Genomic DNA, 19,450 nt, shown 5'->3' on the forward strand with positions numbered 1-19,450 from the left:
CGGGGCTCAGATGAGGCCGAGCTCGCGGACCGCGTCGCGCTCCTCGGTGAGCTCCTTGACCGACGCGTCGATGCGCGCACGGGAGAACTCGTTGATGTCCAGGCCCTGGACGATCTCGTAGGTGCCGTTCTCCGTGGTGACCGGGAAGGACGAGATGATGCCCTCGGGGACGCCGTAGGAGCCGTCCGACGGGATGCCCATCGAGGTCCAGTCGCCCTCGGCGGTGCCGTTGACCCAGGTGTGGACGTGGTCGATGGCGGCGTTGGCGGCCGAGGCGGCGGAGGAGGCGCCACGGGCCTCGATGATCGCGGCGCCGCGCTTGGCGACGGTCGGGATGAAGGTGTCGGCCAGCCACACCTCGTCGTTGACGACCTCGGCGGCGTTCTTGCCGGCGATCTCCGCGTGGAAGATGTCGGGGTACTGGGTGGCCGAGTGGTTGCCCCAGATCGTCAGCTTCTTGATGTCGGAGACGGCGGCGCCGGTCTTGGCGGCCAGCTGCGAGATCGCGCGGTTGTGGTCCAGGCGGGTCATCGCGGTGAAGCGCTCGGCCGGTACGTCCGGGGCGGCGGCCTGCGCGATGAGCGCGTTCGTGTTGGCCGGGTTGCCGACGACGAGGACCTTGATGTCGTCCGCGGCGTGGTCGTTGATGGCCTTGCCCTGCGGCTTGAAAATGCCGCCGTTGGCGGCGAGCAGGTCACCGCGCTCCATGCCCTTGGTGCGCGGGCGGGCGCCGACGAGCAGGGCGACGTTCGCACCGGCGAAGCCGACGTTCGGGTCGTCGGTGATCTCGATGCCGCGCAGCAGCGGGAAGGCGCAGTCGTCGAGCTCCATGGCGGTGCCCTCGGCGGCCTTGAGGCCCTGCGGGATCTCCAGGAGGCGCAGGTTGACCGGCACGTCCGGGCCGAGCAGGTGGCCGGAGGCGATGCGGAAGAGCAGCGCGTAGCCGATCTGGCCGGCTGCGCCGGTCACGGTGACATTCACGGGAGTGCGGGTCATGGCGGTCTCCGTTAGACAGCTGGCGGTGGGGGCCCCGGCCCCCAGGGCCTGTCGTCGAACTGCCGTCTGCCGGGCGACGACGGCAGTTTGACGACAGGCCCTGGGGCCGGGCCCTGGTGCTGGACACCTCTTCCGCCCGGCCCGGCCTGACGACCAATCTTGACGTGAAGAGATTTCCAGCGGTCAGGCTATCGGACCCGGCCGGGCCGGACCGCCCGCCCCCCTGTGGTACCGCACACAACCGGTCACGGACCGCACGCACGGGCGACGGCGACCCGGGCCGTGTCGCTCGCCGGGGCCGGTGCCGGTGTCCCTCCGGACCCGAGTCACCCGCCGGAGCCGGGGTCGGTGCCCCTCCGGACCCGTGTCACTCGCCGGAGCTGGTGCCGCTCACCCGGAACCCGGGTCGCCCGCCGGGGCCTGGGACCGTGCCCCTCCGTGCCCGTGTCACTCGCCCGGGCCGGTGCAGCCCTTCGTGCCGGAGGTGAGCGTGGCGCAGGCCTTCGCGTCGGACGCCTTCTTCACCGCGACCATCGGGGTGTAGGCGTCGGTGTCGCCCATGACCTCGCCGTTCTGGGGACCGGCGCCCCCGGTGATCTGCACGGTGTCACCGATCGCCGCCCCGGTGAGGCGGGCCCAGGCGGCGGAGCAGACCTTGCTGTAGCGGACCTCGACCTTGCTGCCGCCGACCACGGCGCTGGCCACCGTACGGGCGAACTCGCCGCCGCAGCCCATCGCCTCGGGGTCCTGTCCGACGCAGTCCGTTCCGCTGCACTCGACGCCCACGGGCAGCTCGGGGGCCTCTGTGGTGGGGGTCGCCGTCGGGGACGGCGTGGCCTTGGCGGTGTCGTCGCCGCCCGGCGCGAGGAGCACCGCGCCGACCACGACGATCAGCGCGCCGACCGCCCCGACGGCGAGCATGAGGCCCTTCCCTCGGCCTCCGGACGCCTTGCCCGGTCCGGCGCCGCGCGCGTTCCGGCCGGAGCCGGGGCCGCCGTCGGCGGCTGCCGCGTTCGGCCCCTGCCGTCGCCCGCCCTGCTGCGGCAGGCCGTCGTACGGGCGGTCCTGGTGGTGGGCGGGGCGCGGGGCGCCGCCGCGCTGGGTGGGGACGATGAGCTGGCGCGTGTCGTCGTCGCCGGGCTCGTGGGCCCCGCCGCCGTACGGAGCCCTGCCCTGGGTGTCGCGGGGCGGGGCGTCCGTACCGGCCGGGCCCGCGGCGGCGGAAACCCGGGCGCCGGAACCGGACGCGCCGTGCCGGCCGCCGCCGGAGCCGGACGACGACCGGCCGGAGCGGCCGTTCGCCGGAGCGCCGGAGCCCGTCGCGCCGAGCTCGCCGAGCGCGGCGCGGGCCTGCGTGATGCGAATGGCCTCCATGGTCATGTCGTGGCGCATCTCGGCCCGGCTCCAGGCCCGCTCCGCCAGCTCCCACATGGTCGTGAGGTGGTGCTGCGGGGTGCCCGTCACCTCGGCGAGCGCCACGACGGCCCCGCGCGGGGCGAGCAGTCGTCCGTTGAGATACCGCTCCCAGGACGTCTTGCTGTAACCCGTCCGGTCGGCCACGGCGTTGATGTTCAGACCGCTGCGGTCGACGAGTCGGCGCAGCTGGCCGGCGAACTCCCTGATCTGCGGGTCGAGCTCTTCGGGCAGTGCCTTCCAACGAGGCATGGCGTTTCCCTTCCCCCCTCATGTCCCCCGGACGTGCTTGCTGTACCCCGCTGCGACCGGTCCTCCGGCCGGCGCGTCCCCCGGTCCGTCCACCGCCGGTCCGTTCCGGACCGTCGGGTGGACTACCCACGAGGATGCGCGAAGCCAGGGTGTCAGTTCCTGACGAGGGGGCGCACGGGAGCATTCGGGACGGGGTACGCATCTTCACGCGCCTCGAACACTGCGCCGGTCCTTGCCCGGCCACTGCTCTGCCTGCTCCGTGCCGCTCGGTGTGCCGTGACAGTCTGCCATCGTTGCGCGGCGATCACACCGTGCCGGAATGGTCACTTCCGTGCCACAGGCCACAGTGAGCGCTTGTTCCCGTCTTTCATGTCCATGACGCTGGATTCAGGACGGGGGCAAGGCCGCCCATCTCGCCGCATACCGGGGCTTCTTGCCCGGTGGGCTCCCGTTCCGCCGTGGTGTCCGTCCCCCCTCGGGGGTGGGGACGGCCACCACGGGCCGGGTCCGCCGGACACGCCTCAGCGAATCGTGAAGCGGACCGCGTCCTCGACGATCGGGACGTCGAGCCACGGCTTGGGCTGGGCGACCAGGGCGAGCAGCACGATCAGGGTGCCCATCACCCCGTACGTGACGAGGTCGGTGAAGCGGGACCGTACCGCCAGCATCCCGACCGAGGGCACCACCCAGCGCAGCACGGCACCGGCGATCAGCGCGCCGCCGATCAGGATGGTGCCGATACGGAACGCCTGGTCGAACGGGTCCAGGACCACGATCAACAGGCCGAGGCCCGCCGCACAGAGCACGGTGAGCAGCGGCCACTGCCGGGCCGGGGCGGGCGCGTCGCCGGACGCCGCCCGGCCGCCGCCCTCGGGCCGGGCGGTGTCCCGGGTGAACCGCGGGAACCGTCGCGACCGGCGGGGGCGGGCAGTCGGCGCGGGGCCGTCGGCTCCGGCGGGGCCGTCTGCCGACATGGCCTCGCTCTGCCCAGCCTCGCTCTGCCCGGCCTCGCCCTGCCCGCCGGCACCGGAGTCGCCCGTGCCGGCCCGGTCGTCGGCGGCGCCGCCAGAAGGGGCGGCCTCGTCGCGACCGGCCTGCCCGTCGGCGGTGTCGGCGGTGTCGACGGTGTCGGCGGAGGCACCCGCCTCGCGCCCGGCCTGCCCGTCGACCTCGCCCCGCCCGGCCGGGCCGGCCGAGCCGACGGGCTCACCCGGGCCGTTCGCCCCGTCGGCCTCGGCCCGGTCCGGCCCGTCCTGCCCGTCCGTCGCCCGGTCCGGCTCGTCCGTCGCCCCGCCCGCCGGGGCGGGGTCGGCCGGGCTCCTGCCAGCACCCATGGGTGTTCCCTCCGGATCCGGCCGTCAGCCCGCGGCGGCGGCGTCGGCGGCCTCGGCGGCGGCCCGCTCGGCCGCCTCGACGACGTTGACCAGCAACTGCGCCCGGGTCATCGGGCCGACGCCCCCGGGGTTCGGGGCGACCCAGGCGGCCACCTCACGGACCCCCGGGTGCACATCGCCGACGATCTTGCCGTCCGCGTCCCGGCTGACGCCGACGTCGAGCACGGCCGCGCCCGGCTTCACGTCCTCCGGCTTGATCAGGTGCTGCACGCCCGCGGCGGCGACGATGATGTCGGCCTGGCGCAGGTGGGAGGAGAGGTCCCGGGTGCCGGTGTGGCACTGGGTCACCGTGGCGTTCTCCGACTTGCGGGTCAGCAGCAGCGGGATCGACCGGCCGATGGTGACACCGCGTCCGACGACCACGACGTGCGCCCCGTTGATCTCGACCCCGTGCGCACGCAGCAGCTGGACGACGCCCTGCGGGGTGCAGGGCAGCGGGCCGGTCTCGTTGAGGACGAGGCGGCCGAGGCTCATCGGGTGCAACCCGTCGGCGTCCTTCGCCGGGTCCATCAGCTCCAGGACCCGGTTGGTGTCGATGCCCTTGGGCAGCGGCAGCTGGACGATGTAGCCGGTGCACTCCGGGTTGGCGTTCAGCTCCCGGACGACGTCCTCGATCTCCTCCTGGGTGGCGGTGTCGGGGAGTTCGCGCTGGATGGAGCCGATGCCGACCTGGGCGCAGTCACGGTGCTTGCCGTTGACGTACCACCGGCTGCCCGGGTCGTCCCCGACGAGCAGGGTTCCGAGGCCGGGAGTGATCCCCTGGGCCTTCAGGGCCGCCACACGGACGGTCAGATCGGATTTGATCGCGGCAGCGGTGGCCTTGCCATCGAGAATCTGGGCAGTCATGGGCCCATCCTCGCGGATGACCCCGCCCGCATACCAATTGCCGGTGCCACGCCCGTACGGGACATTGCACTTGCACAACGTCCCGGGCCCCGGACTGGACAAACGGGGTTCCGCTTATAACGATGAAGGCCGCGGTTGTACGGGGGGCGGGCCGCTGATCGATGTCCTTCCTCCGTGTGGCCATCTCGTCCCCACACGTCTGTTGAAGGAACACCCCTTATGAGCTTCGGCGACCCGAACAACCCGTACGGGCAGCAGCCCGGCCAGCCTCCCCAGGGCCCGCCGCAGGGACAGCCCGGTTACGGCTACCCGCAGCAGGCTCCGCAGGGCGTCCCGCAGCAGGGCTACGGCTACCCGCAGCAGCAGCCCGGCCAGCCCTACGGCGCCTACCCGCAGCAGCCGGGTTACGGCGGCCAGCAGCCCGGGTACGGCGGCGGCATGCCGGAGCTGGCCCACTGGGGCCTGCGCTTCGGCGGTCTGATCGTCGACGGGCTCGTCATGATGGTCCCGTACATCCTCGTCATCATCGGCAGCGGGGTCGGCGACTCGTTCGGCGCGATCCTCGCCGTGGTCGGCTTCCTGGGCCTCATCGCCGTGGCCATCTGGCAGCTGTACCAGGAGGGCACCACCGGTCAGACGATCGGCAAGAAGGCCGTGGGCATCCGCCTGCTGCGCGAGGCCGACGGCCGTCCGCTCGGCTTCGGCATGGCCTTCGTCCGCCGCCTGGCCCACTTCCTGGACAGCATCGCCTGCTACATCGGCTGGCTGTGGCCGCTGTGGGACCAGAAGAAGCAGACGTTCGCGGACAAGGTCTGCTCGTCCGTGGTCGTCAAGGCCAACTGACGCCTGCGCCGGACACTTCCGGCATGCCGCGAGGGCCGCACCCGATCACGGGGTGCGGCCCTCGCGGCGTGTCCGGGCGGCAGCAGGCCGGTCAGTCGCCCCGTACGCCCGGGATCTTCGCCGGCTCCGGTGTCGTGCGCTCCATCACGACGAAGCTGCCGCCCCGGTGCTTGAGCCGGTAGCGCGCCTCCGGATGCAGCTGCTCGGCGTACGCCACCGGGTCCTGGATCGGGCGGGACCAGCCGAAGTCCAGGTTGATGGCGACGATGTCGGGGGCGGTGCCGGGGGCCCCGCCGACCCAGTAGACGGTGCGGTCGGAGGTGAGGTGGGCCATGAGCGTGATGTCCGTCTCGACCCGCGCCCCGGCCGGGATGGCGTCCAGCGCGGCCCGGGCCGCCTGGGTGCGGGCGTCGTCGGTGCGGTAGGTCTCCGGGCGCAGCAGATCGCGCAGCGGCAGGTGCTGGGTCATCGCGACGGCGATCGCCGCGGCGACGGGCACGGCGACCTTCGCGTACGAGGCGAGCCAGGGGCGGCGCGACGCGCGGCTGCGGCGGACACCGTCGGCCAGCGCGAGGAAGAGCACCGGCATGAGGATCGCGCTGTAGTGCCAGACCATGCCCCAGTGGTTGCTGTCCTGCGAGAGCAGCCGCCAGCCGAGCGTCGGAACGATCAGCAGCGTCAGCGGTGAACGCAGCGCCATGAACGCGGTGATGCCGATCAGGAAGACCAGCATCTCGATCTTGACCGAGGAGTTGAGGGCGCCGAGGACGGAGTCCAGCATCGAGACGTCCTGCTCGCCGTTCTTGTCGATCTTCGTCCAGTAGTCGTAGCGGCCGGCGCTGCTGGCCGCAGGGATGAGGACGACGAGGGTGACGACGAAGGCGGCGACCCCGAAGGCGGCGAGCAGCGCGCCCTGGAGGCGGCGGCCGTACACGAAGAGCAGGAAGCCGACGACGGCGACGGTCGCGCCGAGGTCCTCCTTGACCAGGACCAGCGGGAGCGACCAGAGCAGGGCGGCGGTGTACCGCTTCAGGAGCAGGGCCCGGCAGACGAGGGCCAGCAGCGGTACGGCGAACGCGATCTCGTGGAAGTCGGCCTTCACCGCTTCCTGGATGCCCCAGGAGAGTCCGTACGCGACGGTGACGCAGAGCCCGGAGCGCCCGCCGAGAATCTGCTGGGTGGTACGGCCGACGATGACCGCTCCCAGGGCGAACAGCGCGGCCTGGGCGAACAGCAGGGACTCGGCGGACGGCCAGATCCAGTACAGCGGGGCGAGCAGCGCCACGATCGGGGAGAAGTGGTCGCCGAGGATCAGATAGCCGGGGCCCTTGATGTCGACGATCGGCGCGTCGAACCCGGCGTACGCCCGGACCTCCTGCTCGAAGATCCCCAGGTCCCAGGAGGGCGAGCCGAAACGGGCGTACTGGAAGTAGGCGTAGAGGAAATAGAGCGCGCACAGCAGGGCGCCGGCGATGAGGTACGGGCGCAGGGGTACGCGGCCGGCGGAGGCGTCCGGGCCCGGGGAGCCGGCCGCCGGGCGGGTGCCCGGGGCGGCGTCGGGCCCCGGGCCCTGGGCGGGCAGGCGCCCCGGCCCGGACCGGTCCGTTCCACTCTTGTTCAGCTCAAGCACGGTGACTGTCCCTGCTGGGGATTGCTACGGCCGTGTCATTAGAACAGAGCGGCGAGCGGATTCCGTACGACGGACACGACGGCGGCCGCACCCCCGGGAAGGGGTGCGGCCGCCGGGGGACGCCGGGGCGATCGTGCGGGAAGCCCGGTCGGGGGAACCAGGGGCGATCAGTGGAAGAAGTGGCGCGTGCCCGTGAAGTACATGGTCACGCCCGCCTTCTTCGCGGCCTCGACGACCAGCTCGTCGCGGACGGATCCGCCGGGCTGGACGACGGCCTTGATACCGGCGGCCGTGAGGATCTCCAGGCCGTCGGGGAAGGGGAAGAACGCGTCGGAGGCGGCGTAGGAACCGGCGGCCCGCTCCGCGCCCGCCCGCTCGACGGCGAGCTTCGCGGAGTCGACCCGGTTGACCTGGCCCATGCCGACGCCGACCGAAGCGCCGTCCTTGGCGAGCAGGATGGCGTTGGACTTGACCGCGCGGCTCGCCTTCCAGGCGAAGGCCAGCTCCCGCAGCTCGGCCTCGGACAGCGCCTCACCGGTGGCGAGCGTCCAGTTGGCCGGGTCGTCGCCGTCGGCCTGGAGGCGGTCGGCGACCTGGAGCAGGGCGCCGCCGTCGATCGGCTTGACCTCGAACGCGGCAGTGGGGGCTTCGGGGGCGCGCAGCACGCGGATGTTCTTCTTGCGGGCAAGCACCTCGACGGCGCCGTCCTCGAAGGCCGGGGCGACGATGACCTCGGTGAAGATCTCCGCGACCTGCTCGGCCAGCTCGACCGTCACCGGGCGGTTGACGGCGATGACGCCGCCGAACGCGGAGAGCGGGTCGCAGGCGTGCGCCTTGCGGTGCGCCTCGGCGACGTCGGCGCCGATCGCGATCCCGCACGGGTTGGCGTGCTTGATGATCGCGACGCAGGGCTCGGCGTGGTCGTAGGCGGCGCGGCGGGCGGCGTCGGTGTCCGTGTAGTTGTTGTAGGACATCTCCTTGCCGTGCAGCTGCTCGGCCTCGGCGAGGCCGCCGTCGCCGGAGGTGTAGAGCGCGGCGGGCTGGTGCGGGTTCTCGCCGTAGCGCAGGACGTTCTTGCGCGTGTAGGTGTCACCGAGGAACTCGGGCAGGCCCGAGTCGTCGGCGGCGGCGTAGTCGTCCGCGAACCAGGAGGCGACGGCCACGTCGTAGGCGGCGGTGTGCTGGAACGCCTCGGCGGCCAGCCGCTTGCGGGCCGTGAGGTCGAAGCCGCCCGCCTTCACGGCCGCGAGGACGTCCGCGTACCGCTCGGGGCTCGTGACGACGGCCACGGAGGGGTGGTTCTTGGCGGCGGCGCGGACCATCGAGGGGCCGCCGATGTCGATCTGCTCGACGCACTCGTCGTCGGAGGCGCCCGAGGCGACCGTCGCCTTGAACGGGTAGAGGTTCACCACGACCAGGTCGAACGGCTCCACGCCCAGCTCGGCGAGCTGCTCGCGGTGGGCGTCCAGCCGGAGGTCGGCGAGGATGCCCGCGTGGACGCGGGGGTGCAGCGTCTTGACACGGCCGTCCAGGCACTCGGGGAAGCCGGTGAGCTCCTCGACCTTGGTGACCGGGACCCCGGCGGCGGCGATCTTCCCGGCGGTCGAGCCGGTGGAGACGAGTTCGACCCCCGCCTCGTGCAGACCGCGGGCGAGGTCTTCGAGCCCCGTCTTGTCGTAGACACTGACCAGGGCGCGGCGGATGGGCTTATTCACCGACATGACCGAGATGAACCTTTCGTCCCTCAATGCGACAGCCGTCACGGGCGATCCGCCCCACGGCCTCGACGAGCAGCGAGCGCTCGACTTCCTTGATGCGTTCGTGGAGGGCGGCTTCGCCCTCCGGGGTGTCCTCCTCGGTCACCTCGACCACGCCCTGCGCGATGATCGGACCGGTGTCGACACCGTCGTCGACGAAGTGGACGGTGCAGCCCGTGACCTTGACGCCGTACGCGAGTGCGTCCCGCACTCCGTGGGCGCCGGGGAAGCTGGGCAGCAGGGCGGGGTGGGTGTTGACGGTCCGGCCGCCGAAGGCGGCGAGGAACGCCGGGCCGACGATCTTCATGAAACCGGCGGAGACGACGAGGTCGGGACGGTGCGCGGCGACCTGTGCGGCGAGCGCCTCGTCCCACTCGGCGCGGGTCGCGTGATCCTTGACCCGGCACACGAACGTGGGGATTCCGGCCCGCTCCGCCCGCTCCGCGCCCCCGGTCCCGAAGCGGTCGGCGCCGACCGCGACGATCCGCGCCCCGTACCCCTCGGGGTCGTCGCCGATGGCGTCCAGGAGCGCCTGGAGATTCGTACCGGATCCGGAGACCAGCACGACCAGCCGGGCAGGAGGGGCGGGGGTGGGCGGGGAGGCCACGTCGGGGCCCTTTCTCACGTGATGACCGCGTGGTGACGCAGGTGCGGCATGCTCTTTGTAGGGTCGTACGAAGCAATAGCCTCGCCCGATACGGGGAACCCTACGAACGGGCCGACCGTCAGCAACGATACCGGCACACCCGACGGCCCCCACGGGACGGGGGCGTGACCGGGAGGTAGCGTCAGGGGGCAGTGAGCCGTCCACCGGGCGGACCAAACCGCCCTGCGGGCGGACGAACCGTCCCCGCGGGCGGAAGAGAACCGTCCTCACGGGCGAACGAAACCGTCCTCGCGGGCGGAAGAGAGCCGTCCTCGTGGGCGGAGGAACCGTCCTCGCGGGCGGACATGACGAGATGGGGAAGACGTTCACCACATGCCGGACCGACGCCGTCGCACCGCCTTCCGCTTCCCCCTCCCGGAGCGGTCCGCTCTGCTGATGCGGGAACGCCAGTCCTCGTCGCCGGACTCCGGTTCCGCCGGGAAGCCGCAGGAGGAGAACCCCTTCGCCGCCCCGCCCGCGGACCGGCCGGACCAGCCGTGGCAGCCGCGCCGCCCCTCCGTCGCCCCGGACCGGGGGTCGGACGAGCAGGATGACGACGGCTCCGGCTCCGGCTCCGGCGGTGACCGCCCGGCCTGGGGCAGCCAGTGGAGCGACCAGCAGCCCGGCCGGGGCAGCGGCGGTTTCGGTGGCCGTCCCGGCGGGAACGGCGCGGGCGGCCCGGGGGGCAAGGGCGGGAACGACCGCGGCCCGGGCGGGCTGCGCTGGGACCCCACGGACCCCGCACAACGGCGCGCCCGTTACGCGGCCCTGGGCGGTATGTGGGCCTTCTTCTTCGCCCTCTTCGACTTCCCCGAGATCGCCCTGCTGCTGGGCGCGCTCGCGACGTACTGGGCGATCAGCGCGCTCCGTACGCCCCTGAAGAACGCGTCCGCCACGGACCGCTCGGCGACGGACGGCGGCTCGGCGGCCACGGCCGCGCCCGCCAACCCCGCCAACCCCGCCTCGCCCGCCGCCCCGTCGAACGTCAGCAGCAGGCATCACACGACGACGGCGGTCGGCGGCCTGGTGACCGCGCTGCTGGCGCTGCTCATCGTGGTGACGTCGTACACCGTGCAGCTGGTCTACCGCGACTACTACACGTGCGTGAACGACGCCCTGACCAAGTCCGCCTCGGTGGCCTGCAACGACAAGCTGCCGAAGCCGCTGGAGCCGTTCTTCGGCGTCAAGGAGTAGGGGCCGGACCGCCCGGATCCGCCGCCGGGCGGTCCGGGCCGGGGCCGGTGCCGTCAGGGGTGCGACCGGCACCGTCGGCCGTGCGATCGGCGGGGAATTCGGCCATGAGTCCGCCGGAGCCCTGCTTCAGGGAGGCCCAGCGGGCCTCCCTGCTGTCCTTCCCGTGCCAGGGACCGTCCTTCCCGTGCCAGAAGCCGTCCTTCCCGTGCCAGGAGCCGTCCTTCCCGTGCCACGGGTCGGTCGGCAGGAAGTCGTACGGCTCGAAGCCGGATGCCGCCTCCGGCGCCGAGCCGGGCGCCGGTACGGAGGAGGCGGCCGGTGACGCGGGACCGCCCGGCCCCGCCTCGCCGGCCTCGCCCGCCGCGCCGCGCCGCCCGCGCCAGGGCGCCCACCACCGGCACGGACGCCCGGGAACACCGCCTTCCTCGTCCTCACCCTCTTCGCCTTTGCCCTCTTCCCCTCCTCTCCCGGCCTCGGTCCCGGCCGTCGGGGCATCGTCCGCTTCCGGAACGTCCCGGCGCCAGGCCCAGCCCGGGGTACGCAGTCGCCACAGGCGCAGCAGCAGGGCCGCCGGTACGCCGATGACGGCCGTCCACACCAGTGCGGCCGGGCCGGTCAGCCACCACACCGGGCCGAACGCGCTCAGCGCCCCGGTCCCGATCGGCCCGCCGGCCACCGCCGTGAGCAGCGCCGTTCCCCCGCCGCACCCGAGCGCGGCGAGCAGGGTCACCAGCACCGTCTCGCGCGGGCTCCAGGCCCGGGCGGCGGGCGCGTCGACGGGCGCGGCCCTGCGCACGACGAACCAGGCGACCGCCAGTGCCGCCGCCACCGGCACCGCGAGGGCCGCCCAGTTCGGCAGGGCGCCCGGCCCCTGGTCCGGCACCGCCGCGAGCAGGGGGAAGCGGGGCAGCGCGGGGGTTCCGTCGAGGCCCAGCGGGGTGGCGGTGGCCCCCGTACCGAGCGAGAAGCCGGGCCCCAGCCCGTACGCCGCTCCCCACAGTGCGGCGTTCGGTGCGAGCGCGGCGGCCAGCAGGAGCACGGCGACGCGCCCCGACCAGTCGCCCGCGAGCCCGAGGAACGCGTCCTGGGCCGCCGCCGCGTTCCGGCCGAGCGCCACCGCGACCAGCAGCGCACCGCCCCCGAGCAGCACCGTCACCCCAGCCGCCGCCGACCGGAACGCCGCCTCGGCCCGGTGCCGGAAGAGGGTCCGCGCGACGGCCTCCTGGACCGCCAGGGGCGACCAGGACGGCGCGGGCCCGAGCGGGCGCCCGGCCGCCGTCCACACCCCGGCGGCCGCCGCGCCGGCCACCAGCAGCGCCACCGGGAACGCCAGCGTGTCCGGGTCCGCGTAGAAGGGGCCGCCCCGCGCATAGGCCGCCGCCCCCGCGACGACCAGCAGATATCCGGCGGTCACCGCACAGAACGCGCCCGCCCGCGAGGGCCCGGCCGACCTCTCCCGCGCCCCCTCCCGTCCCCCTCCACGAGCCCCTTCCGGCGGTTCCGCCCGTGCCCCCTCCCGCGGCTCCTCCCGCACCTCCGCCACGTCCCGCGCCGCGCGGTGCGCCAGCCAGACCGGGCCCAGCACGAGCAGCAACGGGACCACGCCGACGGGCGCGGGGACACCGCTCAGCGTGTCGGGCCGCACGAGCCCGGCACCGTGCGCGAGCAGCCAGACCCCCGCCGCCGCGCGCAGCGCCCCGCCCGGTCCGCTGTCCGGGTACGGGGAGCTGATCCACACCACCATGACCAGCACCGTCAGCGCCCCGAGGCCGAGCCCGGCGGCGACGACGCCCTTCACCAGGGCGGAGGCCAGGGCAAGGGTGCGGTTCCGCCGCACCGTCACCTGCGGGCTGCGTTGCGTCATTTGGGTCACGCGGCCCATGCTGCCAACGACACGCGCTTATTTCGCGTAACGCGCGAAGAGCCGCTGTGTCGCTCAATATACGTTTATGTACTTTTTCACCCAGCGCGGTGCTGCCGGGGGCCGTCCATGACCCGGAGCACGACCGACGAGGCCGCCGTGCGGCCGCTGCCCTCCCCCAAGGAGCGCCGCAGACTGCGCGAGGCGAAATCGTTGAGCGAGGAGGAGGTGGCGGCGGCAGTCGGCGTCACGCGCGCCACTGTGCGCTCCTGGGAGACGGGGCGCACGAGCCCGCGCGGACGCAAGCGTGCGCTGTACGCCAAACTCATCGCCCCCGAACCGGCGGTGAAGCCCACCGTGAAGCCCACGACGAGGCACACCGAGAAGCCCACCGCGAAGCACACGGCGAAGCGCACCGAGAAGCCCACGGCGAAACACGCGGCGAAGCACACGGCGGTGACCGCGAAGGCGGCAGCAGCGGCTGGCGCGGCGGTGGCGAGTCCGGCGGCAGCGGGCCCGGCGGCAGCGGGCCCGGCCGGGCCCGAACCGACCGATCCCCCTCCCCTGCCCGAGGCCCCGCCCGCGGCACCACCCAAAGCCTCGCCTGCGGCACCGCCCGAGGCACCACCCACCGATCCGCGGCCGGCCCCGTCCGCGGAGGCGCCCGGCGAGCGGCGCGTCTCCCCCGCCGAGGCGTTCGACGAGCTGTACGCCGGCACCGCCCCCGGCCTCGTCCGGCAGACCTATCTGCTGACCGGCCGCCGCGCCCTGGCCCGCGAGTCCGTCGAGCGCGCCTTCGAACTGGCCTGGCAGCGCTGGCCCGAGGTGGCCGTCGACCGGGACCCGGGCGGCTGGGTACGCGCGGCGGCGTACGAGTACGCGATGTCGCCCTGGCACCGGCTGCGCCGCACGCACCGGCACCCCGACGCCCCGCCCACGGAACCGGGCAAGCGGGCGCTGTTCGACGCGCTGCTCGCTCTGCCCCCGGCCTACCGGCGCACGCTGCTCCTGTACGACGGGATCGGGCTGGACCTGCCGGAGACCGCGGCCGAGACGGAGGCCAGCACCCCGGCGGCGGCGGGCCGTCTGATGACCGCCCGGGCCGCCGTCGCCGAACGGCTCCCCGAGCTGGCGGACGCCGACTCGCCCGCCGAGCAGTCGGCCCTGCTGCACGAGCGGCTCGGCGGCCTCGCCCGCGCCGAGCACGTACCCGTACCGCCACCGGCCCGTGCCGTGCGCACCGGCAGCGAGAACAAGGCCCGGCTGTGGACCCGGGCCGCCGTCGCGGGCGTCGCCCTGCTCATCGCCGTCACCGGGCTGACCCTGCACACCGCGCCCACCCACTACGAGCAGCCGATCTCGCCCCCGGAACGGGTCGGAGGCGTACCGCCGCGCGGCGGTCCGCAGCAGCTTACGGCGCAGGACCTGCAACTGCAGAAGTCGCTGAGCGAGCAGTTGGCGCACGGCCCGGAACGATTGGTGCCGGAACTCCGCTGAGACCGGCGGCCGACGGCGTACGCGAACGGCGCGGGCCCGCACTCCTGATCGAGAGGGGTGCGGGCCCGCGCCGTGTACGCGTGTCCCTGCGGCCCGCGTCAGGCGCCGAGGATCTCGCGCGCCAGCTTGGCGGTCTCGGTCGGCGTCTTGCCGACCTTGACGCCGGCGGCCTCCAGGGCCTCCTTCTTCGCCTGGGCGGTGCCCGAGGAGCCGGAGACGATGGCGCCGGCGTGGCCCATGGTCTTGCCCTCCGGGGCGGTGAAGCCCGCGACGTAGCCAACGACCGGCTTGGTGACGTTCGCCTTGATGAAGTCGGCGGCACGCTCCTCGGCGTCGCCGCCGATCTCGCCGATCATCACGATGAGGTCGGTGTCGGGGTCGGCCTCGAACGCCGCGAGGGCGTCGATGTGCGTCGTACCGATGACCGGGTCGCCACCGATGCCGACGGCGGAGGAGAAGCCGATGTCACGGAGCTCGTACATCATCTGGTAGGTCAGCGTGCCGGACTTGGACACGAGACCGATGCGGCCGGGCTTGGTGATGTCGCCCGGGATGATGCCGGCGTTGGACTGGCCCGGGGTGATGAGACCGGGGCAGTTCGGGCCGATGATCCGGGTCTTGTTGCCCTTCTCGTTCGCGTACGCCCAGAAGGCGGCGGAGTCGTGAACGGCGATGCCCTCGGTGATGACGACCGCGAGCGGGATCTCGGCGTCGATCGCCTCGACGACGGCGGCCTTGGAGAAGGCCGGCGGGACGAAGAGGACGGACACGTTCGCGCCGGTCTTCTCCATCGCTTCCTTGACGGAGCCGAAGACCGGGACCTCGGTGCCGTCGAAGTCGACGGACGTACCGGCCTTGCGCGGGTTGACGCCACCGACGATGTTGGTGCCGTCACCCAGCATGAGCTTGGTGTGCTTCATGCCCGTGGCGCCGGTCATCCCCTGGACGATGACCTTGCTGTCCTTGGTGAGGAAGATAGCCATGGTGTTGGAGTCCCTCGTCCCTTACTTCGCAGCCGCGGCGAGCTCGGCGGCCTTGTCGGCCGCGCCGTCCATGGTGTCCACGCGCTGAACGAGCGGGTGGTTGGCGTCGGAGAGGATCTTGCGACCCAGCTCCGCGTTGTTGCCGTCGAGACGCACGACCAGCGGCTTCTCGACCTTCTCGCCCTTGGACTCCAGGAGCGCGAGCGCCTGCACGATGCCGTTGGCGACCTCGTCACAGGCGGTGATGCCACCGAAGACGTTGACGAAGACGGACTTGACGTCCGGGTCGCCGAGGATGATCTCCAGGCCGTTCGCCATGACCTCGGCGGAGGCGCCGCCACCGATGTCGAGGAAGTTGGCGGGCTTCACGTTGCCGTGGTTCTCACCGGCGTACGCGACGACGTCCAGGGTCGACATGACCAGGCCGGCGCCGTTACCGATGATGCCGACCTCGCCGTCCAGCTTGACGTAGTTGAGGTTCTTGGCCTTGGCGGCAGCCTCGAGCGGGTCGGCTGCGGCCTTGTCCTCCAGAGCCTCGTGCTCCGGCTGGCGGAAGTCGGCGTTCTCGTCGAGCGAGACCTTGCCGTCCAGCGCCAGGATGCGGCCGTCCTTGGTCTTCACCAGCGGGTTGACCTCGACGAGGAGGGCGTCCTCGGCGACGAAGGTCTTCCACAGGGTCACCATGGCCTCGGCGACACCCTCGGCCACGTCGGCCGGGAACTTCGCCTGGGCCACGATCTCGCGGGCCTTGACGATGTCGACGCCGGAGTTGGAGTCGACCGGGACCTTCGCGAGGGCCTCGGGGGTCTTCTCCGCGACCTCCTCGATGTCCATGCCGCCCTGCACCGAGGCCATGGCCAGGAAGGTGCGGTTGGTGCGGTCGAGAAGGTACGAGACGTAGTACTCCGCCTCGATCTCCGGCGACAGCTCGGCGATCATCACCTTGTGGACCGTGTGGCCCTTGATGTCCATACCGAGAATGTCGGTCGCCCGGGCGACCGCCTCGTCGGCGTCGGCGGCCAGCTTGACGCCACCGGCCTTGCCGCGGCCGCCGACCTTCACCTGCGCCTTGACGACCGACTTGCCGCCCAGCTTCTCGGTCGCCTCGCGGGCTGCCTCAGGCGTGTCGATGACTTCACCGGCCAGCACCGGTACACCGTGCTTGGCGAAGAGGTCCCTCGCCTGGTACTCGAACAGGTCCACGCGCGTCCGTCCCTTTTAGTGGTCTCGCGGTTCGTTCTTCTGCGTGGGCGTGCCGCGAAGGGCAACGTGACTGCGCTGTCACAAGGGAGGCATACACGGTGTCCGCGTACGCGGCATGTCCATCCGGCAGGTTATCCCCGCGCTCCGTGTGACCCTAAATCGCAGATCACACCTGAGCGGTGATAACGGTCACAGGGGGTGGCCCTTCCCGGCCCCCGGACGGGGCTCGCCAGGGGCCGGGAAGGGCTGTCGGGGCACCGGAACACCCGGCCCGGGTCCCCTGGGGCCCGGTACTCCGGTGCGGTGAATCGCCCACGGCGCGTGCGCCGTGGGCGCCCGCTCGTCCGGTTACCGCCCGGGCACCGTGTCCGTCACGAAGGACGGGGCGACGGAGGTGAGGCCCTGGACGCCGGCGGTCGCGTTGCCGACGGCGGGGCGGGCGTCCTCGCGGACCGAGTCCGCCAGACCGCCCGCGAACGGCCGGGCCTGCGCCCCGACTCCCTCGGCCAGCGGCTGCACCTGGGCGGTGCCCCCCCGGGCGAACGGCGCGACCGCGTCCCCGGTCAGCCCCTGCGCGAGCGGCTGGACCTCGGACACGACGCCCTCGGCGAACGGCACGGCCGCACCGGTGACCCCGTACGCCAGCGGCTGGACCTCGGTCGTGACGCCCTGCACGAAGGGGGCGGCGGCATCGCCGACGACACCCTGGGCGAACGGCGCGACCTCGCCGACGGCGCCCTGCGCGAGCGTGCCGACGTCACCGACCGCCTGCCCGACGACCGGGACGGCGACGCCGACCGCGTCCGCGGCGAGCGGCGGCAGCACGGAGTCGGACGTCTGCTCGACGACGGGCCCGGCCTCGGCCAGCGAACCCTGGACGGCGGCCGGCACCTGGCTCTGCGCGTAGCCGGGGATCTGCTCGATCGGCCCGAAGAGGTAGTCGATCTCGTCGACCGGCACGGCCGGGAACCGCGCGTCGGGAAGCTGAGCATCGGGGATGCCCGCGTCGGGGATGCCCGCGTCGGGGAACTGCGCGTCGGGGACCTGCGCGTCGGGGACCTGCGCGTCGGGGAGGTGACCGGCTCCGGGCACCTGCTGGTGCTGTACGTCACCGAGCTGCGGGACCTCGGGTGCCTGCGGGAACTCCGGGGTCTGCGGGAACTCCGGGGTCTGCGACGGGAGGCTGTCCCGTACGTCGGCCGCACCAGCGGCCTCGGCGGCCTCGGCGGCCTTGTTCCCGGCCTCCGTCAGCGTGTCCTTGGCGCCGCCGGAACGGTCGACGGCCTTGGTGACGGCCTTGACGTCGGTAACGGCCTTGGCGTCCTTGACCACCTTGGCGTCGGTGACGTCCTCGACGACCTCCGTCGCGTCGGCCTCCGTCGCGTCGGGGGTCTCGGCCGTCAGATCCGGGGTGGACAGCGGTACGGACACGGGCAGCTCGGCCGCGCTGGCCGCGGCGGTGCCGAGCGCCCACATACCGGTGGCGGTGGCGGCGACGGCTATGGATCGGCGCATGTTCTTGTGCATGGGGTGTGTCAGATCCTTCGAAGATGTTCGGCTGTCCGGAGGATTCGTCCGGACGCGGGCAGACCTGTTCCGCCCCCGCGCGGCAGGTCGAGGCGGGGGAACGGCCTGCCCTAGCCGGGGAATTCGAGGATCTCGCCGGATCTGTCGGTGATCGGGGCGGCGGTCGCGGGGAGCCCGGCTCCCCCGGCGAGCGCGGCGTACGGAGACCCCGGGACGGGGGTCGCGTGCAGGTCGCCGCCGCGCGGCCCCTGGGCATCGGCCACCGCCGTGCGTGCGAAGTCGCCGCAGGGGGCGAAGGGAGCCCGGTCCCGTGTGGGCGGGAGCGTCGGCGTGGGCGCGGTGAGCTGCGCGTGCCCGGCGTGCGGCGTGCCGGACCGGTCCGCCACGACCGGGACGAGGCCCGCTGTCCCGGTGCTCCGGCCATGACCACCGGCCGCGCGCTCGGCCGAGGCGCCCGCGCCGGCGTCGCCGGGCGTGCTGGGGCCCCCGGCACCACGGCCGGTGTCCGGAGCGGAAGGTGACGGAGCACCCGGCGCACCGGGTGCGTCCGGAGCACCGCCGGGCGCGGGCAGCTCCGGCAGTACGGAGAGCAGCGGGGGGAGCACGGCCGCCACCAGGGGCCGCGCCTCTCCGGTGATCCGTTCGACGGCGTCGCCCGCTCCCCCGACCACGGCATCACGGGCATCGCGCACGGGGGCGGGTGCGGAGGCGGGTGCGGGTGCGGAGACGACGGGACCGGCGGCCGCGACGGTGTCGACGGGCTCCGTGACCGGCTTCGTGGCCGGTGCCGCCGAACGTGCCGCGGAAGATGCCACGGTCGCGTTCCGTACGGGCTCGGGCTCGGGCTCGGGCTCGGGCTCGGGCTCGGGCTCGGGCTCGGGCTCGGGCTCGGGCTGCACGATTCGGTGCTGTACGGCTCGGTGCTCTGCGAATCCGTGGGGTGCGGATCCGTGCTGTGCGGATCCGTGCTGTGCGGCCTGATGGCGTACGGCTCGGTCGTCCGGCTCGACGACTGATGCGGCCACCGGCTCCACGGCCGGTTCGGCCACCGGCTTCACGGCGTGGTCGACCCTCGGCTTCTCGACCTGGCCGACACCCGTCACGGTCTCCGCCACGGAGGCGGTGAGCCGACCCGGGTCCGAACGCTCCTGCGCTTCCGCTCGGCCGCCCGCGAGAAGGCCCAGGGCCAGCAGCCCGCCGAGGAACAGCACGACCTGTACCGCGCGACGCCCCGCCGTCCCGCGCGCCGGGCGCGGATCGACGGCTGCGTGGGCAGCGGCGGTTGCGGTCACCTCGGGTGGGCTCCTGGTACGCGGGAGTGTGGCGGCGGAGGGCAGCGGAATGCACCCCTCCGCGAACGACGGTGCCGATGCTTGCACGAGCCCGTGGGGGTCACGCAAGTCCCTGG

The 19,450-nt window shown here is 73.4% G+C and carries 15 protein-coding genes; 3 read left to right on the plus strand and 12 right to left on the minus strand.

Annotation, left to right across the window (positions count from 1 at the left end; all coding sequences use genetic code 11):
• Positions 1–6: 6 nt before the first annotated feature.
• The 4 genes from IE145_RS02260 to IE145_RS02275 all read right to left on the minus strand — a co-directional run bounded on the left by IE145_RS02260 (position 7) and on the right by IE145_RS02275 (position 4,901).
• Positions 7–996: a malate dehydrogenase gene (locus IE145_RS02260; RefSeq protein WP_189518283.1), complete on the minus strand. Its 990-nt coding sequence runs from the start codon at positions 994–996 to the stop codon at positions 7–9.
• A 447-nt stretch (positions 997–1,443) separates the two neighbouring features.
• Positions 1,444–2,661: a helix-turn-helix domain-containing protein gene (locus IE145_RS02265; protein ID WP_189518285.1), complete on the minus strand. Its 1,218-nt coding sequence runs from the start codon at positions 2,659–2,661 to the stop codon at positions 1,444–1,446.
• A 521-nt stretch (positions 2,662–3,182) separates the two neighbouring features.
• Complete coding sequence (locus IE145_RS02270; RefSeq protein WP_189518287.1) at positions 3,183–3,995, minus strand: DUF3017 domain-containing protein; 813 nt, start codon at positions 3,993–3,995, stop codon at positions 3,183–3,185.
• A gap of 24 nt (positions 3,996–4,019) precedes the next feature.
• Positions 4,020–4,901 (minus strand): bifunctional methylenetetrahydrofolate dehydrogenase/methenyltetrahydrofolate cyclohydrolase, encoded by an 882-nt coding sequence (locus IE145_RS02275; protein WP_010058645.1) that lies wholly within the window; start codon positions 4,899–4,901, stop codon positions 4,020–4,022.
• A gap of 219 nt (positions 4,902–5,120) precedes the next feature.
• Between IE145_RS02275 and IE145_RS02280 the strand changes: the two genes are divergently transcribed.
• A complete protein-coding gene (locus tag IE145_RS02280; protein ID WP_189518289.1) occupies positions 5,121–5,744 on the plus strand; it encodes an RDD family protein in 624 nt (207 codons plus the stop codon).
• Positions 5,745–5,835: 91 nt separating this feature from the next.
• On the opposite strand, the gene IE145_RS02285 is transcribed toward IE145_RS02280, so the two are convergent.
• From IE145_RS02285 to purN, 3 genes are all read right to left on the minus strand, one after another.
• Entirely contained in the window at positions 5,836–7,374 is a 1,539-nt protein-coding gene (locus IE145_RS02285) for a DUF2079 domain-containing protein (protein WP_189518291.1), read from the minus strand.
• A gap of 167 nt (positions 7,375–7,541) precedes the next feature.
• Positions 7,542–9,095, minus strand: coding sequence for a bifunctional phosphoribosylaminoimidazolecarboxamide formyltransferase/IMP cyclohydrolase (gene purH / locus IE145_RS02290; RefSeq protein ID WP_189518293.1), 1,554 nt, complete (start codon positions 9,093–9,095; stop codon positions 7,542–7,544).
• Positions 9,082–9,738: a phosphoribosylglycinamide formyltransferase gene (purN, locus tag IE145_RS02295; RefSeq protein WP_189518295.1), complete on the minus strand. Its 657-nt coding sequence runs from the start codon at positions 9,736–9,738 to the stop codon at positions 9,082–9,084. Before purN ends, purH begins: the two co-directional genes overlap by 14 nt.
• A gap of 372 nt (positions 9,739–10,110) precedes the next feature.
• Here purN and IE145_RS02300 point away from each other — a divergent pair, with 372 nt between their 5' ends.
• Entirely contained in the window at positions 10,111–10,971 is an 861-nt protein-coding gene (locus IE145_RS02300) for a hypothetical protein (protein WP_189518297.1), read from the plus strand.
• On the opposite strand, the gene IE145_RS02305 is transcribed toward IE145_RS02300, so the two are convergent.
• Complete coding sequence (locus IE145_RS02305; protein ID WP_189518625.1) at positions 10,961–12,835, minus strand: cell division protein PerM; 1,875 nt, start codon at positions 12,833–12,835, stop codon at positions 10,961–10,963. The genes IE145_RS02300 and IE145_RS02305 overlap by 11 nt on opposite strands.
• Before the next feature lie 126 nt (positions 12,836–12,961).
• Between IE145_RS02305 and IE145_RS02310 the strand changes: the two genes are divergently transcribed.
• On the plus strand, positions 12,962–14,329 hold the full coding sequence (locus IE145_RS02310; protein WP_189518299.1) for a helix-turn-helix domain-containing protein: 1,368 nt from the start codon (positions 12,962–12,964) through the stop codon (positions 14,327–14,329).
• Between the two features lie 98 nt (positions 14,330–14,427).
• On the opposite strand, the gene sucD is transcribed toward IE145_RS02310, so the two are convergent.
• The 4 genes from sucD to IE145_RS02330 form a co-directional block, all read right to left on the minus strand.
• Positions 14,428–15,312 carry a succinate--CoA ligase subunit alpha gene (sucD, locus tag IE145_RS02315; protein ID WP_006126995.1) on the minus strand — a complete coding sequence of 295 codons (885 nt, stop codon included), beginning with the start codon at positions 15,310–15,312 and terminating at the stop codon, positions 14,428–14,430.
• A 21-nt stretch (positions 15,313–15,333) separates the two neighbouring features.
• On the minus strand, positions 15,334–16,515 hold the full coding sequence (gene sucC, locus IE145_RS02320; protein ID WP_189518301.1) for an ADP-forming succinate--CoA ligase subunit beta: 1,182 nt from the start codon (positions 16,513–16,515) through the stop codon (positions 15,334–15,336).
• Between the two features lie 348 nt (positions 16,516–16,863).
• Entirely contained in the window at positions 16,864–18,042 is a 1,179-nt protein-coding gene (locus IE145_RS02325; protein WP_189518303.1) for a hypothetical protein, read from the minus strand.
• A gap of 110 nt (positions 18,043–18,152) precedes the next feature.
• Positions 18,153–19,334: a hypothetical protein gene (locus tag IE145_RS02330; protein ID WP_189518305.1), complete on the minus strand. Its 1,182-nt coding sequence runs from the start codon at positions 19,332–19,334 to the stop codon at positions 18,153–18,155.
• Between the last annotated feature and the right edge of the window lie 116 nt (positions 19,335–19,450).

This window comes from Streptomyces sindenensis (assembly GCF_014649035.1).
GTDB lineage: Bacteria > Actinomycetota > Actinomycetes > Streptomycetales > Streptomycetaceae > Streptomyces > Streptomyces sindenensis.

Coding starts and splice junctions, on each gene's coding strand:
- IE145_RS02260 (WP_189518283.1), bottom strand. CDS start 996: ATGACCCGCACTCCCGTGAATGTCACCGTGACCGGCGCAGCCGGCCAG.
- IE145_RS02265 (WP_189518285.1), bottom strand. CDS start 2,661: ATGCCTCGTTGGAAGGCACTGCCCGAAGAGCTCGACCCGCAGATCAGG.
- IE145_RS02270 (WP_189518287.1), bottom strand. CDS start 3,995: ATGGGTGCTGGCAGGAGCCCGGCCGACCCCGCCCCGGCGGGCGGGGCG.
- IE145_RS02275 (WP_010058645.1), bottom strand. CDS start 4,901: ATGACTGCCCAGATTCTCGATGGCAAGGCCACCGCTGCCGCGATCAAA.
- IE145_RS02280 (WP_189518289.1), top strand. CDS start 5,121: ATGAGCTTCGGCGACCCGAACAACCCGTACGGGCAGCAGCCCGGCCAG.
- purH (WP_189518293.1), bottom strand. CDS start 9,095: ATGTCGGTGAATAAGCCCATCCGCCGCGCCCTGGTCAGTGTCTACGAC.
- IE145_RS02300 (WP_189518297.1), top strand. CDS start 10,111: ATGCCGGACCGACGCCGTCGCACCGCCTTCCGCTTCCCCCTCCCGGAG.
- IE145_RS02305 (WP_189518625.1), bottom strand. CDS start 12,835: ATGACGCAACGCAGCCCGCAGGTGACGGTGCGGCGGAACCGCACCCTT.
- IE145_RS02310 (WP_189518299.1), top strand. CDS start 12,962: ATGACCCGGAGCACGACCGACGAGGCCGCCGTGCGGCCGCTGCCCTCC.
- sucD (WP_006126995.1), bottom strand. CDS start 15,312: ATGGCTATCTTCCTCACCAAGGACAGCAAGGTCATCGTCCAGGGGATG.
- IE145_RS02325 (WP_189518303.1), bottom strand. CDS start 18,042: ATGCACAAGAACATGCGCCGATCCATAGCCGTCGCCGCCACCGCCACC.